This window comes from Providencia stuartii, from assembly GCF_029277985.1.
Classification (GTDB): Bacteria; Pseudomonadota; Gammaproteobacteria; order Enterobacterales; family Enterobacteriaceae; genus Providencia; species Providencia zhejiangensis.
On sequence record NZ_CP119546.1, the window covers coordinates 1,431,270 to 1,448,460 of the forward strand.

The window sequence follows — 17,191 nt, forward strand, 5'->3', positions numbered from 1 at the left end:
ATTAGGTAGATAGATGTAAATAGTTCTCATTCAATGAAAACATTAATATAGATCAATAAACCTTCAGATAAGCTTCAAATCCCTCTTCCTTATTATCGAAAAAGGTTTAATCTTAATGTTGTATATAAAATGCAACTTATGAGGCAATGAACATGTACTGTGTGCAATGTGAACAAACAATTAGAACTCCAGCTGGAAATGGCTGTGCATACGCACAGGGTATGTGCGGTAAAACAGCAGAAACGTCAGATCTACAAGACTTATTAGTTGCGGTGTTACAAAGTCTCTCTGCTAGCGCTGTAACAGCACGTGAATTAGGTATTATTGATCACGACGTAGATAGTTTCGCGCCTAGAGCGTTTTTCTCAACATTGACAAATGTTAATTTCGATTCAGAACGTATTATTGGTTATGCTCGAGAAGCTATTTATTTAAGAGATAAATTAATCAAGCAATGCCAAGCAAAAAATAGTGCTATTGTATTTAACCATCCTTTAATTAATATTCAGCTTAAAGGTAATGATATTATTGCATTGCAAAAACAGGCTGAAGATTTTGCACTTGATATTGATAAAGCACAAGTTGGTGATGATATTCATGGTTTACGCATGCTTTGTTTATATGGTTTAAAAGGTGCAGCGGCTTATATGGAGCATGCGCATGTATTAGGCCAATATGATAATGATATCTATCGCCAATATCATGAAATTATGGCGTGGTTAGGTACGTTACCCGCAAATATGAATGAGTTGCTTGATAATGCGATGGCTATTGGCATGATGAATTTTAAGGTAATGGAAATTCTCGATGCTGGAGAAACTGGAGAATTTGGTCATCCAGTGCCAACAGAAGTGAATGTTCGCCCAGTTGCGGGGAAATGTATTCTTATTTCAGGGCATGATCTAAAAGATTTGAAAATGCTATTAGAGCAAACCGAAGGTACAGGTATTAATATCTATACCCATGGTGAAATGTTACCTGCACATGGCTATCCGGAACTGAAGAAATATTCACACCTTGTCGGTAATTATGGTAGTGGCTGGCAAAATCAGCAAACCGAGTTTGCTAAATTTCCAGGTCCTGTTCTGATGACCTCAAACTGCATTATTGACCCAGATGTTGGGCAATATAAAGACCGTATTTGGACTCGTAGTATTGTGGGTTGGCCTGGAGCCAAACATTTAACCGGTGATGATTTCTCTGAAATGATCAACCAAGCTTTAGCCATGAATGGTTTTCCATACACAGAAATTGAGCACAAAATTACGGTTGGATTTGGGCGTCAAACATTATTGAGTGCAGCTGATACAGTGATTGATCTTGTTTCTCAGAAAAAACTACGTCACGTATTTTTGGTTGGGGGATGTGATGGTAGCCGTGGTGAGCGTAGCTACTACACTGATTTTGCGCGTAGTGTACCTGAAGACTGCTTAATTCTCACATTGGCGTGCGGTAAATATCGTTTTAATAAATTAGATTTTGGAACTTTAGAAGGCTTACCTCGTTTATTAGATGTTGGACAATGTAATGATGCATATTCCGCAATCATGCTTGCTGTAAACTTAGCAGAAAAATTAGGTTGTGGCGTTAATGACTTACCGTTGAGTTTAATCCTATCTTGGTTTGAGCAAAAAGCGATTGTTATTTTATTAACGCTATTATCGCTCGGTGTTAAAAATATCTATACCGGCCCAACAGCACCAGGATTCTTAACTGAAAACCTATTAAACATACTGAATGAAAAATTTGGAATGCGTAGTATTACGACTGTTGAACAAGATCTAGCTGAAATTCTGCCTGCATAATATTAAGTGTGATAGGGGAAATTTATTTCCCCTAATTGGAGTGATATCATGACAATGCCGAGTAGTTTATGTCCAAATAGAATGCAGATACATTCTATCCATCAAGAAACTTCCGATGTATGGACGATTAATTTAATTAATCACGACTTTTATACCTATTCTCCGGGACAATACGCTCTTGTTAGTATTAAAAATAGCGATGAAATCATGCGTGCTTATACGATTTCATCGACCCCTGGACAAAGTCGTTTTATTACTATTACGGTCAGACGATTAGAGCAAGGAACGGGGTCATGTTGGTTAACGAGCTCGGTGAAGCCAGGTGATTATCTATGGCTTTCAGATGCGCAGGGTGAGTTTACTTGTGCTGAATTAAATAGTGATCAATATTTGATGTTAGCTGCTGGCTGTGGTGTAACGCCAATTATGTCGATGGTACGTTGGTTAATGGCATACCGCTCTCAAGCTAACGTAAAAGTTTTATTTAATGTGCGAGATGAGCAGCAAATTATTTTTGCGGATGAGTGGCAACAATTAATTGCACAATATCCATCACGGTTACAGTTATGTATTATGCCGGAATCTCCTGATCATGGAGGGGTTGCGGAAGGGCGTTTAACCCTTGAAAAATTATCTGCATTAGTGCCAGATATTTGTTCTCGCATCGTCATGACGTGTGGGCCCACACCTTATATGAAAAATGCCCAGCAATTTGCAAAAACGTTAGGTGTGCCACCTGAACACTTCTTCATGGAACGCTTCTCGCTAGAACCGGAACCGATTGCCAGTGAAGAGACCATTACCTTAAAAATTCGTCAACGTTTGGTTGATTTTAAGGTTCCGGTGGGAACGTCTTTGTTATCGGCTTTAGAACAAAATAAACAACCAGTGATTGCTGCTTGTCGCGCTGGTGTTTGTGGGAGTTGTAAAACAAAAGTATTATCAGGAAATTATACAACGACCAGTACGATGACATTAACAGAGGAAGAGATTGCCGCAGGGTATGTTTTGGCTTGTAGTTGTCAATTACAAGGCGATACAGAGATTGCGTAAATAAAACAATTAAATGAACTGTCTCATTATATATCCCACTAATAATGAGACAGTGACTTATAGACAAGTTATTAAATAACTATACATACGTAGTTATAAGTTATTATATAAAAATCACTATGTAATTTTTATTAGCGTTAAATTTGTTTACTTTAAAACGGGTCCTTCAGGCATAAAATAAACCGATAATTTACTTAATGCATTTATAGCTGAGACGGCTATCTCTTTATTTGGGTCTTGGCAAAGATTGATAATACGAACAATCGCTTCTTGGTATTCAATCGTTGCTTTATAATCTCCCAAAGCTGCTATTGCAGCGATTTTTATCTCATCATTAACGCGAAATGTTAGATTCGTCAGCATACCGACAATAGTTCTGTCCATAATTAAAACTTCACTCTTTAATTAACTTGAAGATATTTTAAATTAAAATTATATATATTAACTTCCAAATTGATCGTTTATTTAATGTTTTTATTTTGAAAACATCAAAAATGAGACTTTTTTTCGAGTTAAATAATGCATTAAGTGCATTCTCTTATTTTTTTATTTTCTTTGATTGAGTTAGTTAATTAAAGTAAGTAAATTTATCGTTGAATAAATTTACCTGTATTATGGATTTTATTGTTATTTATTTTCGTTCAATAAATTCTAATGAGCTAAATTAATATGTTCAGTTTTATTCGTTTAGCGAACATCTCATAATAATATAAAACAGCGAAGAAATTTTTTTTTGCCTTTATTCTTATGGGGTTATGAAGATAACTATTCAAGTGCTATTTCTATTGGTTATTATGAACAATAGCAGTAAATAGCGTATTATTTACTAGGAGAAAAAATAAAAAAACATCAATGGTTACACTTTGTAACACCAAGAATTGTTGTTATACATAAACCTAAACAAAACTTAAACAAGGCTATGGTCATCGGAAATTAACCGTATTTTCGGGGTGGTAATTAATCATCTTATGGTTATAATTCGCGTCGCATCAAAAGTGCAGTATCTCGTTAGGCGAGGCTCCTATACAAACACAGGTTACTGATCTGACGACGTCGAGAGACGCCCAAGATCAGGACAGGATATATCGACCGAAGGTATATCCCCATGTAACTTCCAATATATGTGTTGGATACGTTGTATAGTGCTAAAACCGAGACGTAGAGATAGCCATCGCATTCTCTCATCTGGTTTCGCCCCTATGTGAGTACTGTTTGAGTAAACAACAGTAACTAGGGACTAATAAAATGACATTCACTACCCAGAACAAAGCGGGATCTGTAGCAATCGCTCAGTCCGCAATGAAAGGCGCACGCCTGAATACCAACAACACTCAGCAACCAAAAATTGACGACGCAACTGTCAGTGCATATATGAGCCAATCTTATTTGCCTGTTTCTATTGCAGATTCAGTTGATTGCGTGAAAAAAAATCTGATCGAACATTTAGAGGGTGAGCAAATTCCTACGTATTTGTTCGTTGTGGATCAGGAAAATTATTTAAATGGTATCCTTTCCGTTAAATCATTATTAGCAGCTGAAGAAAATTTGCTTGTGTCTGATATTATGCGTCACAACTACTTTTCAGTTTCTCCTGAGCAATCACGTCATGATGTTTATGATTTGATTAATCATAGTGGTTTAGACATGATACCGGTTGTACAATTTGGCAAATTGATGGGGGTTTTAAGACCTCAAGATATCGCTGAATTGATAGAAGATGAGAATACGTTAGATGCACAACTTCAAGGTGCGACAACACCACTTGAAGAGCCTTATTTAGCAACAAGCCCAGTGACATTATGGCGTAAACGTGTTGTATGGCTATTGATGCTATTTGTTGCAGAGGCTTATACAGGCACAGTGTTAAAAGCTTTTGAAGAGCAATTAGAATCCGCAATCTCTCTTGCTTTCTTTATTCCATTACTGATTGGAACAGGGGGAAATAGCGGAACACAAATCACTTCTACGCTTGTCAGAGCGATGGCATTAGGTGAGGTTAGCTTACGTAATCTAGGTGCAGTCCTGAAAAAAGAAGTATCAACATCGTTTTTAGTGGCAATAACTATCGGTGCCGCTGCTTTAATTAGGGCCTGGATTTTAGGCGTTGGGGCTGAAGTCACTATTGTTGTGAGTTTAACGATTGTTGCAATTACTATGTGGAGTGCGATTGTTTCTTCTATTATCCCAATGGTATTGAAGAAATTAAAAGTGGATCCGGCTGTTGTATCAGCGCCATTTATTGCGACTTTTATTGATGGAACAGGTTTAATTATTTACTTTGAAATTGCCAAATTGGTGATGACGGAGTTCGCCTAAAGACACACCATCGATATGATGCGGCAGTGTTATTTAACATCTGCCGCAACCAACGAAATAGTCTGTTTTAAGACTTCACCGCATTTTCGACACAAATACTGATTCTCCCCTCTAACAACTTTATTATGCCTTCTGATCGTTAATTCATGTGATGTCGTACAAGCACAATAATAAGTAAAAGTTCGGCTTTTCACTGAAGAAACTGCAAAATGATGAGTTCGATTCGCTGGAACTTCCAAAATCTGTTCCATCATCCATTTCCATTCATGGCCATGAGGTGCAATACCTTGTCGGCCAAACATGCGATAGACTAATAAGTGCGCTAATTCATGGGGAATGACTTGCTCAATAAAGAGATCACCATTTTCAATCAGTAGGATTGAGTTTAAGCGGATTTCCCATTCTTTTAAGTATGCGCTGCCAGCCGTTGTGCCTCGTTGTTTATAGTTAACTGTTGGTTCTGGAAATGTTTTTTCCAGTTTTTGTTGTGCTAAGTGAAGCTTTTCACGCAGTGTATGCATGACTTTCTGTTGAAGATAGATAGGGACGCGTACTGTTTTCATGATGGCAAGAATAATATAACCCGACCTAGAGAAACAAGTCTTATTGACTATCATTATATTAAATAATATATTGTTTAATTATATAATATATAGAGGTATATCATGAGCGATAATTCTTCAGAACTCGTGCTCTCTGCAATGAAGCAGGCCGCAATGCAAACATCGTCGTTGTTGAAAACATTAGGTAACCCTGATCGGCTGTTGCTGCTGTGTCAGTTAACGCAGGGAGAGGCCTGTGTGAGCGAGTTAGAAGCCTCATTAGGTATACAACAACCCACGCTTTCTCAACAATTGACGGTATTACGTCATGAAGGCCTTGTGGTAACACGCCGTGAGGGGAAACGTATTTATTACGCTATTGCGGATGAAAAGCTTTTTACACTGCTAAATACACTCTATCAACTTTATTGTCCTGTACAGGAGAAATAACAATGTCTATTGATTGGGCTAATTTCACTCCGTGGTCAGCCGCCGCAGGAGGAGTATTGATCGGCGCCGCGGTCTCACTATTACTTCTTTTAAATGGCAGGATTGCCGGTATCAGTGGCATTTTAAGTGGAGTATTGAAACCTATCGCCGGTGATACGGCTTGGAAAGTTGCATTTATATTAGGCATTATGATTGCTCCATCTTTATTTATTCTCTTCTTTTTTTCACCTGAAGTCACTATTACCACAAGCACACCCATTATTATTCTTGCAGGATTACTGGTTGGGTTTGGTACAAGAATGGGCAGTGGATGTACAAGTGGCCATGGTATTTGTGGCATGGCAAGGTTTTCTCGTCGCTCTATTGTTGCGGTGGTGACTTTTATGGTGGTGGCATTTGCGACAGTGGCACTGATAAATTTCTTTGATTTAAGAGGATAAAGGTATGCCTATCGTTATCGCCTTAATCTCAGGTTTATTATTTGGCTTGGGATTATTATTAGCGGGTATGGGAAATCCAGCAAAAATTCTGGGATTTTTAGATATTACAGGAAATTGGGATCCATCGTTGTTAGTGACAATGGCTGTTGCAATGGGAATGAGTGCGATTGCCTTCGCTGTCGCGAAAAAACGCCAAGTTAGTTTATTAGCGTGTCCAATGCAGATCCCAACAAATCAAAAAATTGATAAGCCACTCATTATAGGTAGTGTGTTATTTGGATTGGGGTGGGGGCTAGCGGGTATTTGTCCTGGACCAGCACTATTATTAACGGGAATGGGGATAACTCAAGGCATCGTTTTCACGTTAGCAATGATAGCGGGAATGTCTATTTTTCAAATAACCAAAAAATAAATATAAGCCCCATGACAAGCGGGGCTTATGCCTTTATTCGTAAATTAAAAATATCTATTAACTTTTGATCCCCTTCTTTTTTATCATATGAAAATAAATATAAGCTTATTTAAAAATATACTTATCATGATAAATATTTCACTTTTCCTATTGAACTTTTCATAAAACACCCTTGTTAAACACACAATAATATAAATGAACAGCGCTTTCATAAATGAATGAACTGTTCAAAAAAATCTATTTAAGTGAATATCAGAGGTGGGTTATGAAAAAGCAATTTCAGCAAGTCCTTTCCTTAAACTGTTTATGTTCATTATTACTGATAGCTTCTCAATCTGTTTTCGCTCATGGTTATCCCACTGTTTTACCATGCCGAGTCTATTGACTTCAGCTCATCACACAACGGAGCTAAAAAGTACAAATTGTGGCGCGTAAGTATCCGATGACTGCACTGAGTATTGCGTCATTCTTGCCGTATGGAATGTTTATGATTCTGCAAATGCTTTTTGTGAATCAGTCAGTGATGTCATATCTGCCATTAATGTAGGAATAAACGCGATACCAACAGGCATTAATAGTTGGTATTTCCGGCTAAATTGAGGAGTTAGATATGCTTAAACTATATAAAGTACTTCTTACCATGCTTGTAAGTCATTTTGCTAGCCAATTTTCGTATGCTGCTCTTCCGGGTAAACCCTCTATTCAGTGGGGAGAGAGCGTTTACAGTCTAGTCACAGTTTCTAGTGATGCGACCGCTTATGAAAAGTTGGTGACAAGAAAAACTGCCGTTGATGTTGAAGTGAGCTGGGCTCTATGGAATGGTGATTATGGAACGACAGCTAAGGTTTATTTAGATAGTAAAGAAGTATGGAGTGGTGCATCCACAGGTGCATCAGGTAAAGCTACGATCTCAATTTCTAAGGGGGGTAAATATCAATTACAAGTTGCGTTATGTAATGGAGATGAATGCAATCTAAGTGATGCAAAAGAAATTATCGTTAAAGACACCGATGGAAGCCATCTTGATCCGCTTAAGCCGCAGTTATTAGAAAATAATAAAGCTTATACACAAAATTCAGGCAAAGTTATTGCCGCCTATTTTGTTGAGTGGGGCGTTTACGGGCGGAAATTTCCAGTTGATAAGATACCCGTACAAAATCTAACCCATATTTTATATGCTTTTATTCCTATGTGTGGTGGTAATGGAATTAATGATAGCTTAAAAGAAATTGAAGGTAGCTTTGAGTCGTTACAAAGATCATGTTCTGGTCGAGAGGATTACAAGGTTAGTATTCATGACCCATGGGCAGCCCTTCAATTAGGGCAAACTGGTACTGTTGATCCATATAAAGGGAATTTTGGTCAACTCATGGCAATCAAACGTGCTTATCCAGATTTAAAAATATTACCTTCGGTGGGTGGATGGACATTGTCAGATCCATTTTATGCGTTAAAAGATAAAACGAAACGGGATACTTTTGTCAGTTCAGTAAAAGAGTTTCTACAAACATGGAAGTTTTTTGATGGCGTTGATATTGACTGGGAATATCCCGGTGCAAATGGAGCCAGTGTGACATTAGCGTCAGATAAGGATGGTGAAACCTATTTATTACTGATGCAAGAACTCCGTGCTATGTTGGATGAATTAGAAAAAGAAACCGGACGCCAATATCAATTAACTTCCGCAATCAGTGCGGCCAAAGTGAAAATTGATAAAGTTAATTTTGGGTTGGTACAAAAATCAGTCGATCATTTCTTTATGATGAGCTATGACTTTTACGGTGCTTTTGATTTAAATACACTGGGTTATCAAACCGCTCTTAATGCATCAAGCTGGCGGCCTGATACTGAATATACAACAGTCAATGGTGTGAATGCATTATTAGCACAAGGTGTTGATCCAGGGAAAATTGTGGTAGGTGCAGCGATGTATGGCCGAGGTTGGACTGGCGTAAATGGCTATACTGCGGGTAACCCTTTCACGGGCAAAGCGACAGGCCCAATAGCGGGAACGTGGGAAAATGGGGTTGTTGATTATCGCCAAATAAAAAATCAGTATATGAGTGGAGAATGGGTATATAGCTATGATGCTGTAGCGGAGGCTCCATATGTATTTAAAGCATCAACAGGCGATTTAATTACGTTTGATGATGAACGCTCAGTACAAGCGAAAGGAAAATATGTTTTAGATAAAAAACTCGGCGGATTATTTGCATGGGAAATTGATGCAGATAATGGTGATATTTTGAATAATATGAATTCTAGCTTAGGTAATAGTCTCTCTAAATAAGTGATTGTATGATTTAATATAGAGGGAGAATATTTCCCTCTATATTGGTGATTGTTTGAATGTTAGTTTTTTCATTGATAATAAATATATATTTTGGGATTTTTTAATTGTTTTATCTAATCAATATTTTTTGTTGTGTTTTTATTTATTAATTATATATCAAGTAAAAAGGTTGGTTGTTATTAAATAAATAGATTAGGATATTTCTTGATTGTTTATTATCGACATTATGATAGTTCTATATCTGAATTAATTTAATATTCATGCGCTGAAATCATTGTATTAGCTATTTTAAATTAATAGGAGCTTATATGAGTAGATTATCCGTGGATGCAATTAATATAATAAGTACTATCAAAAAAACAGGATCCTTTTCAACGGCCGCAGATGTATTACATAAAACACCTTCAGCAATTTCATATCAAGTATTGAATATAGAAAGCCGTTTGAATGTGAAGCTTTTTCACCGTAATGGGCCTATAGTGCGTTTGACTAAAGAAGGGGAGTTTTTATTGCAAGAAGGCGCATGGATCTTAAATGCAATGCAAGATCTTGAAAATAGAGTAAGGAACATCCCCACGCTTGATAATCAAATCCGTATTGTGGTGGAAAAATTTTTACCACTCGATATCTTTGTGCAAGATATTCGAGATTATATTAATACGAACGGAGATGTTCATATTTCTATTCAAAGGGAGGCAATGACGGGGGCATGGGATGCATTAAAAGAGAATAGAGCCGATTTTATCATTGCTCTAGGCTATATCCCTGAAAATATAAAAGCCAGTACTCAACTCCTTGGCAAAATTAGTTTTTCACTTTGTGTCTCTCCTTCACATCCTTTTGCATCACAAAGGAAAATAATTACTAGAAAACAATTACTCAATGATATTTATGTGGAAATTGCGGATAGTAGCCATGAGTTATCAATTAATAAAGAAAAAGAAATGACATTGGAGCGACAAATACTGGTTTGTGATTTAGAAAGTAAATTAATATTACTGAAACGCGGGATTGGTTATGGTTTCATTTGTCCCTTACATATAAAGAACGAGTTAAAAAATCAAGAACTCGTTATTGTGCCTGTAGAAATACCTAAAGATGATCAATTTATTTGGTTAGCTTGGCATCCCTCAAGTAAGGGGGGCAATTTCTCTTGGTGGAAAGAGCGATTAATCAAAAAAATAGATACATCAAGTTTTGTCGAAAATTTGTCTAAATCATAATAGAAAATATATTAAATATTTTTCGGTTTGTGAGGCTGAGTTATGCTGAGCTACCCTAGTTATTATGATACAACCTATCTCTAGGGTTGGCTTATTTTATTATTTAGATATTGAACTATTGAGTTTTCTACTAAATTAGTTTAATTCATTTATTGAATTGAGCTGATATTCTATGATTAATACGGAGTGACAGTGACTAGATTGAAGGAGAGCGGATATTTTTAGGGCTATTCAGCGTGTGTAAATATTAAATCTATATTTCAATGAGTAGAAAAATAATCGAACATATTGAGTGTTAAAAAATAAACCCCAGCATTGTGGGGCCTATTTTTATTATCAGAGCCTTTTGTTTTATTTCAAACCGGCAGCTTCACGTAAAATAGCCGCTTTGTCAGTTTTTTCCCAAGGGAATTGAGAACGACCAAAGTGACCATATGATGCAGTTTGCTGATAAATAGGGTGTAGCAAGTCCAGCATTTGAATGAGTCCGTATGGACGTAAATCGAAAAATTCACGTACTAACAGAACCAGTTGTGCCTCTGGAACTTTACCTGTGCCAAATGTTTCAACCATGATAGAGGTTGGCTCAGCCACACCAATTGCATAGGATACTTGGATTTCACAACGATCCGCTAAACCAGCTGCAACAATGTTTTTTGCAACATAGCGGGCCGCATAAGCAGCAGAACGGTCGACTTTAGAGGGATCTTTACCAGAGAATGCTCCACCACCATGACGAGCCATACCGCCGTATGTATCAACGATAATTTTTCGGCCAGTTAAACCGCAGTCACCCATTGGTCCACCAATAACAAAACGACCTGTTGGGTTGATAAAGTATTTTGTTGTTGGAGCTAACCATTCAGTTGGAAGAACGGGTTTGATAATTTCTTCCATCACCGCTTCATGTAAATCTTGCTGTTTGATGTCTTCAGAATGCTGAGTTGATAATACAACAGCATCAATACCAACAATTTTGTTGTCGTCATATTGGAATGTTACTTGGCTTTTCGCATCTGGGCGCAACCATGGTAATGTGCCATTTTTGCGGACTTCAGCTTGGCGCTGTACCAAACGGTGAGCATAAGTCACTGGTGCAGGCATAAGAACGTCAGTTTCATTTGTTGCATAACCAAACATAATACCTTGGTCACCAGCACCTTGTTCTAATGGGTCTGCACGGTCAACACCTTGGTTGATATCTGGTGATTGTTTACCAATCGCACTTAAAACCGCACACGAGTTCGCATCAAAACCCATGTCTGAGCTGGTATAACCAATTTCGCGAACGGTTTTACGTGTGATCTCTTCAATATCAACCCAAGCGCTGGTGGTGATTTCTCCCCCAACCATCACCATACCTGTCTTGACGTAGGTCTCGCAAGCAACGCGAGCTTTTGGATCTTGCTCAAGAATCGCATCAAGAACCGCATCAGAGATTTGATCGGCAATTTTATCAGGATGCCCTTCCGATACAGATTCAGAAGTAAAGAGATGTGTAGCCATGAGATTAATACCTTAGAATTCGCTGATTGTAATTGGATGTTTTAACATCTAGACGTCTATTTTAATATTTTAACAAAAAAAGTGCCACCTGTTTTTGTTCTTGATAGAAAAACAGTGAGTGAAAAGACGTTACTGACAAATTTTATTTCTATTAGGGCAATAACGTTTTGCAATTTCTGCCTAATCAATGTATAAACAGCGACCGTGACGGTTAGTTAAAAATTTTCCGTTATACACCAGTAGGCAGACAATGTGCCTGCTATCGATCAGGAGTGTTTATCTTTTTCGTTATTGATAAAGATTAAACAGTTATATTGGGGGTTAATGGGTAATGATCCATAATCTACTGAATAACAGTAATCAACAGCTGAACGCGGATCGCCGCGTGTCTTTGGCGTTTACTTTCCTGCCTTTGTTTACTTCTTCTCGAAGTTACCATCATCTTCTTAGTACACCTTTGGCTACCAGTCGGTAACTGTCTGCCAAATGGTCGTATTTGTCACCGTTTAGATGTTCTAAGCACTTTAATTAATCCGAGTAATAGCTGTTTCCCCGACATAACTGCCCAGCAGTGCCACGTCTAATGACGGGCGACTTTCTGGCCGGAGAAAGCGTCACTCACCCCTCCATAAAGGAGTTTGTTATGAATGATAATATCGCTCGCAAAATGCGCCAGACGTACAACATCGCGTATTGGGGCGGTGGTTACTATCAGGTGAATGAGCGCGGAAATGTCTGTGTTTGCCCTAATCCTGATAACCCAGACACGTCTATTGATTTAGCTGAACTTGTTTATCAAGTTCAAGAGGAACAAGAGCATTTGCGTTTACCCGCATTGTTCTGCTTTCCTCAAATTCTACAGCACCGTTTACGTTCAATTAATGCGGCGTTTAAACGTGCTCGTGAATCTTATGGTTATACAGGCGATTACTTTTTGGTATATCCGATTAAGGTTAACCAACAGCGTCGCGTTATCGAGTCATTAGTGAATTCTGGAGAGCCTCTTGGACTGGAAGCAGGTTCGAAAGCCGAATTAATGGCGGTATTAGCGAATGCCGGCCGTACCCGTACTGTGATTGTGTGTAACGGTTACAAAGACCGTGAATATATTCGTTTAGCGCTTATCGGGGAAAAACTCGGTCACAAGGTGTATCTTGTTATCGAGAAAATGTCTGAAATTGAGATGGTGCTGAAAGAAGCGGAAAGCTTGAATGTGACTCCTCGATTAGGGGTACGTGCTCGTTTAGCGTCACAAGGGTCAGGTAAATGGCAAGCCAGTGGGGGGGAAAAATCTAAATTTGGCTTGGCAGCGACACAAGTGTTGCAGCTTGTTGAAATTCTGCGTAATGCCGACCGCCTAGAAAGCTTACAACTGCTGCATTTCCATCTTGGTTCGCAAATGGCCAATATTCGTGATATTGCGACAGGGGTCCGTGAGTCAGCACGTTTTTATGTTGAATTACACCGCTTAGGGGTCAAAATTCAATGTTTCGATGTTGGTGGTGGATTAGGGGTAGACTATGAGGGCACTCGCTCACAGTCAGATTGCTCAGTGAATTATGGTCTAAATGAATATGCCAATAATGTGATTTGGGCAATTGGTGATGCATGTGAAGAATATGACCTACCTCATCCAACGGTGATCACAGAATCAGGACGCGCACTGACTGCTCATCATACTGTCTTGGTTTCTAATGTGATTGGGGTTGAACGTAACGAGTTTACGAAAACATCTCCCCCAGATGAAGATGCGCCACGCTCATTGATTTCGTTGTGGGAAACGTGGGAATCGATGCAGCATCAAGGAAACAGTCGTTCATTGCGCGAATGGCTTCATGATAGTCAATTCGATTTGCAAGAAGCACATACACAATATGCGCATGGCGTTTTGGATTTAACTCAACGTGCTTGGGCTGAAGAACTTTATTTAAATATTTGTCGTCGCATTCAGCAAGATCTGGATCCGAGTAATCGCGCTCATCGCCCTATTATTGATGAACTACAGGAGCGTATGGCCGATAAGTTCTATGTGAATTTTTCGCTATTCCAATCATTACCTGATGCATGGGGGATTGACCAAGTTTTCCCCGTTTTACCCATTGAAGGTTTAGATAAGCCACTTGACCGTCGAGCAGTGTTATTGGATATCACTTGTGATTCAGATGGTATTATTGATCACTATGTTGACGGAGATGGCGTTGAAACAACTATGCCAATGCCTGCATATGATCCAGAAAATCCACCAATGATTGGCTTCTTTATGATAGGCGCGTATCAGGAAATTTTGGGAAATATGCACAACTTATTTGGGGATACGGCGGCAATTGACGTTTGGGTTGATAGCCAAGGTAATGTGCGTTATCTGCAAAGTGAAGAGGGGGATTCCGTTGCGGATATGCTGCAATACGTCAAGCTAGTACCAGAAGTCTTATTGGAAAGCTTTATCGAGCAAGTTAAAGGTACTGGGCTAAGCGAACAACTACAAAAAGATTTTGTGGATGAGTTTGAGAATGGTCTCTATGGCTATACTTACTTAGAAGACGAATAATTAGCGTTAAATGAACGGTGGCTAATCACGGGTGGCGTAAAGCTACCCGTGAGCCTAAATAATAAAAGTATTTGCAGATTACAAATGCTGATAGAGGAAGAGTGATGATTAATAGCACATTAGGTAACCAGATTGATAACTCTCTGGTTTCTAACGCATTTGGCTTTTTACGATTTCCACTGAATTTTCAACCATATAGCTCTGATGCTGAATGGGTGATCACCGGTGTTCCTTTTGATATGGCAACTTCAGGCCGTGCGGGAAGCCGTCATGGGCCAGCAGCGATTCGCCAAGTATCAACAAACCTAGCGTGGGAAAGCCATCGCTGGCCATGGAACTTTAAGCTAACCGAGCGTTTAAACGTTGTTGATTGTGGTGACGTTGTATTTGCTTTTGGTGATGCACAGGATATGTGCGATAAATTACAAGCGCATACTGAAAAACTCCTCGCGGCTGGAAAGCGTTGTTTAACGTTTGGTGGCGATCACTTTGTGACGCTTCCTCTGCTGCGTGCTCATGCAAAGCACTTTGGCAAAATGGCCTTAGTTCACTTTGATGCACATACTGATACTTATGGTAATGGGAGTCAGTATGACCATGGAACGATGTTCTATCATGCTCCGAAAGAGGGGTTGATCGACCCGACTCGTTCAGTGCAAATTGGTATTCGTACGGAACATGACAGCGACAATGGGTTTACGGTACTTGATGCGGCTCAGGTTAATGACCGTGGTGTTGATGAGATGATTGAACAAATCAAATCAATTGTTGGTGATATGCCTGTTTATTTGACGTTCGATATTGATTGTCTTGATCCTGCATTTGCACCGGGAACAGGGACACCGGTTGTTGGGGGATTAACATCTGACCGCGCGTTGAAACTACTGCGTGGTTTACAACCCTTAAATATTGTTGGTATGGATCTGGTCGAAGTGGCTCCTGCTTATGACCAATCAGAAATCACAGCATTAGCCGCGGCTTCTATTGCATTGGATATGCTGTACTTGCAAGCATCCAAAAAATAAGCCGTCATTGCTTTATTATTAGGCTGCCATATGGGCAGCCTAAGGTTGTTGACAAAGTGGGATAAAGCGTGGTTTTTCCCACTTTGTGTTGTCAGTCGAAAATCAATAAATTGATTATCCTCGTTTATTTTCAAAACCTATCCGACTTGCCGCCAAACATAATAGGTTTGTCAGCCTATTTTTTTCTTAAAAAATAGTTTGTTATTTGAACATATTTTTATAAATAGCATTTTTTGCTATACCTCTTAATGGGTATTTCTACCTCAATTTAATTATTATTTGGTTTTTTGTAGTCATTTCTATTGCAAATGCGAGTGATAATCAATCAAATAGAGTTGTATCTGTTACAATATTCACCTAAAACAGTTTAAGATCATAACTTTGTAACTTATTCGCAATCTTGCTAACGTATTGTTTAGTTAGAGTCATTTATTTTAACTATCCTAATGGGAGATAGCTCATGGCACTGAATAATAAAGTCATTTTGGTTACTGGCGCAGCACAAGGTATTGGTCGTGGTATCGCATTACGTTTAGCGAAAGAGGGAGCCGACATCGCACTTGTGGATCTTAAAAAAGATAAGCTAGCGGATGTGGCGAAGGAAATTGAAGCATTAGGCCGTAAAGCGACAACATTTGCAGCAGATGTCAGTAAACGTGAGGAAGTGTTTGCAGCAGTGGCGCATGCTGAAGCTGAATTAGGTGGTTTCGATGTCATGATTAATAATGCGGGGATTGCGCAAGTTAAACCTCTCGCCGATGTACGCCAAGAAGACATGGACTTAATTTTCAAAATTAACGTTGATGGTGTTATGTGGGGGATCCAAGCAGCCAGTGAGAAATTCCAACAACGTAAACAGAAGGGGAAAATTATTAATGCCTCTTCTATTGCAGGGCATGATGGTTTTGCAATGCTAGGTGTTTACTCTGCAACTAAATTTGCAGTGCGCGCATTAACTCAAGCGGCAGCGAAAGAGTATGCAAGCTCAGGCATTACTGTTAACTCATATTGCCCAGGTATTGTGGGTACCGATATGTGGGTGGAAATTGATGAGCGTTTTGCTGAAATTACAGGTGCACCAAAAGGTGAAACCTATAAAAAATATGTTGAAGGTATTGCATTAGGTCGAGCACAAACTCCAGAAGATGTGGCGGGCTTGGTCGCATTTTTAGCAAGTGATGACTCAGACTACATTACTGGACAATCAATCCTAACTGATGGCGGTATTGTTTATCGCTAATCCGTGGTGCGATTAGTTTTTACATAAACTCATGCCTAAATTGCGCCTGAAGCTATAAATATAGCGGAGGGCGCAATGGCTATATTGTATAACAAGAAAATATGGGTAATGAACGCTTGTCATCAATATTATCCTCTCGCTATCATCTCTTTTATATATCTTAAATATTATTCTAATTATTTAATTAGCTCTGATTACTGATAAAATTCTTTTGGTTATACAATAAGAAATAATCTATTCGCTATTGTTGATATGGTTTAGCATAGCTCTTGTCGTCATTGTCAAACACAATGTGTTTACTGAAATAGCCTTTATTTTAAAATGATAATGTAATTTAT

Annotated in this window: 14 protein-coding genes and 1 riboswitch; of the genes, 11 read left to right on the forward strand and 3 right to left on the reverse strand. The window is 38.7% G+C overall.

Features of this window, described 5'->3' with window-relative positions:
- The first annotated feature begins 152 nt into the window (after positions 1-152).
- Both hcp and hcr read left to right on the forward strand, forming a co-directional pair.
- The gene (gene hcp / locus P2E05_RS06135; RefSeq protein WP_154624039.1) at positions 153-1,805 is read left to right on the forward strand and encodes a hydroxylamine reductase; all 1,653 of its coding nucleotides are present in this window, start codon (positions 153-155) and stop codon (positions 1,803-1,805) included.
- Between the two features lie 48 nt (positions 1,806-1,853).
- Positions 1,854-2,858, forward strand: coding sequence for an NADH oxidoreductase (gene hcr / locus P2E05_RS06140; protein ID WP_154624040.1), 1,005 nt, complete (start codon positions 1,854-1,856; stop codon positions 2,856-2,858).
- Between the two features lie 147 nt (positions 2,859-3,005).
- Here hcr and P2E05_RS06145 read toward each other — a convergent pair whose 3' ends face one another.
- The gene (locus P2E05_RS06145; RefSeq protein ID WP_154635590.1) at positions 3,006-3,242 is read right to left on the reverse strand and encodes a HEAT repeat domain-containing protein; all 237 of its coding nucleotides are present in this window, start codon (positions 3,240-3,242) and stop codon (positions 3,006-3,008) included.
- Between the two features lie 613 nt (positions 3,243-3,855).
- Positions 3,856-4,029, forward strand: a riboswitch (M-box (ykoK) riboswitch).
- 74 nt (positions 4,030-4,103) lie between these two features.
- On the opposite strand from P2E05_RS06145, the gene P2E05_RS06150 reads away from it, so the two are divergent.
- Positions 4,104-5,174 carry a magnesium transporter gene (locus tag P2E05_RS06150; RefSeq protein WP_276123056.1) on the forward strand — a complete coding sequence of 357 codons (1,071 nt, stop codon included), beginning with the start codon at positions 4,104-4,106 and terminating at the stop codon, positions 5,172-5,174.
- Positions 5,175-5,203: 29 nt separating this feature from the next.
- On the opposite strand, the gene P2E05_RS06155 is transcribed toward P2E05_RS06150, so the two are convergent.
- Entirely contained in the window at positions 5,204-5,737 is a 534-nt protein-coding gene (locus P2E05_RS06155; RefSeq protein WP_154622146.1) for a SprT family zinc-dependent metalloprotease, read from the reverse strand.
- A 102-nt stretch (positions 5,738-5,839) separates the two neighbouring features.
- On the opposite strand from P2E05_RS06155, the gene P2E05_RS06160 reads away from it, so the two are divergent.
- The 5 genes from P2E05_RS06160 to P2E05_RS06180 all read left to right on the forward strand — a co-directional run bounded on the left by P2E05_RS06160 (position 5,840) and on the right by P2E05_RS06180 (position 10,534).
- Positions 5,840-6,166 carry an ArsR/SmtB family transcription factor gene (locus P2E05_RS06160; protein ID WP_154623687.1) on the forward strand — a complete coding sequence of 109 codons (327 nt, stop codon included), beginning with the start codon at positions 5,840-5,842 and terminating at the stop codon, positions 6,164-6,166.
- A 2-nt stretch (positions 6,167-6,168) separates the two neighbouring features.
- Positions 6,169-6,606, forward strand: coding sequence for a YeeE/YedE family protein (locus P2E05_RS06165; protein WP_154623688.1), 438 nt, complete (start codon positions 6,169-6,171; stop codon positions 6,604-6,606).
- Positions 6,607-6,610: 4 nt separating this feature from the next.
- The gene (locus tag P2E05_RS06170; protein WP_154623689.1) at positions 6,611-7,018 is read left to right on the forward strand and encodes a DUF6691 family protein; all 408 of its coding nucleotides are present in this window, start codon (positions 6,611-6,613) and stop codon (positions 7,016-7,018) included.
- Positions 7,019-7,628: 610 nt separating this feature from the next.
- A complete protein-coding gene (locus P2E05_RS06175; RefSeq protein ID WP_154635544.1) occupies positions 7,629-9,308 on the forward strand; it encodes a glycosyl hydrolase family 18 protein in 1,680 nt (559 codons plus the stop codon).
- A gap of 311 nt (positions 9,309-9,619) precedes the next feature.
- Positions 9,620-10,534: a LysR family transcriptional regulator gene (locus P2E05_RS06180; protein WP_154622999.1), complete on the forward strand. Its 915-nt coding sequence runs from the start codon at positions 9,620-9,622 to the stop codon at positions 10,532-10,534.
- Between the two features lie 351 nt (positions 10,535-10,885).
- Here P2E05_RS06180 and metK read toward each other — a convergent pair whose 3' ends face one another.
- Positions 10,886-12,040, reverse strand: coding sequence for a methionine adenosyltransferase (gene metK / locus P2E05_RS06185; protein WP_154622998.1), 1,155 nt, complete (start codon positions 12,038-12,040; stop codon positions 10,886-10,888).
- Positions 12,041-12,683: 643 nt separating this feature from the next.
- Between metK and speA the strand changes: the two genes are divergently transcribed.
- From speA to P2E05_RS06200, 3 genes are all read left to right on the forward strand, one after another.
- Positions 12,684-14,588, forward strand: a complete 1,905-nt coding sequence (gene speA / locus P2E05_RS06190) for a biosynthetic arginine decarboxylase (RefSeq protein WP_163860884.1) — start codon at positions 12,684-12,686, stop codon at positions 14,586-14,588.
- A gap of 104 nt (positions 14,589-14,692) precedes the next feature.
- Positions 14,693-15,613 carry an agmatinase gene (gene speB / locus P2E05_RS06195; protein WP_154622996.1) on the forward strand — a complete coding sequence of 307 codons (921 nt, stop codon included), beginning with the start codon at positions 14,693-14,695 and terminating at the stop codon, positions 15,611-15,613.
- A 460-nt stretch (positions 15,614-16,073) separates the two neighbouring features.
- On the forward strand, positions 16,074-16,853 hold the full coding sequence (locus P2E05_RS06200) for an acetoin reductase (RefSeq protein ID WP_154622995.1): 780 nt from the start codon (positions 16,074-16,076) through the stop codon (positions 16,851-16,853).
- Positions 16,854-17,191: the final 338 nt, after the last annotated feature.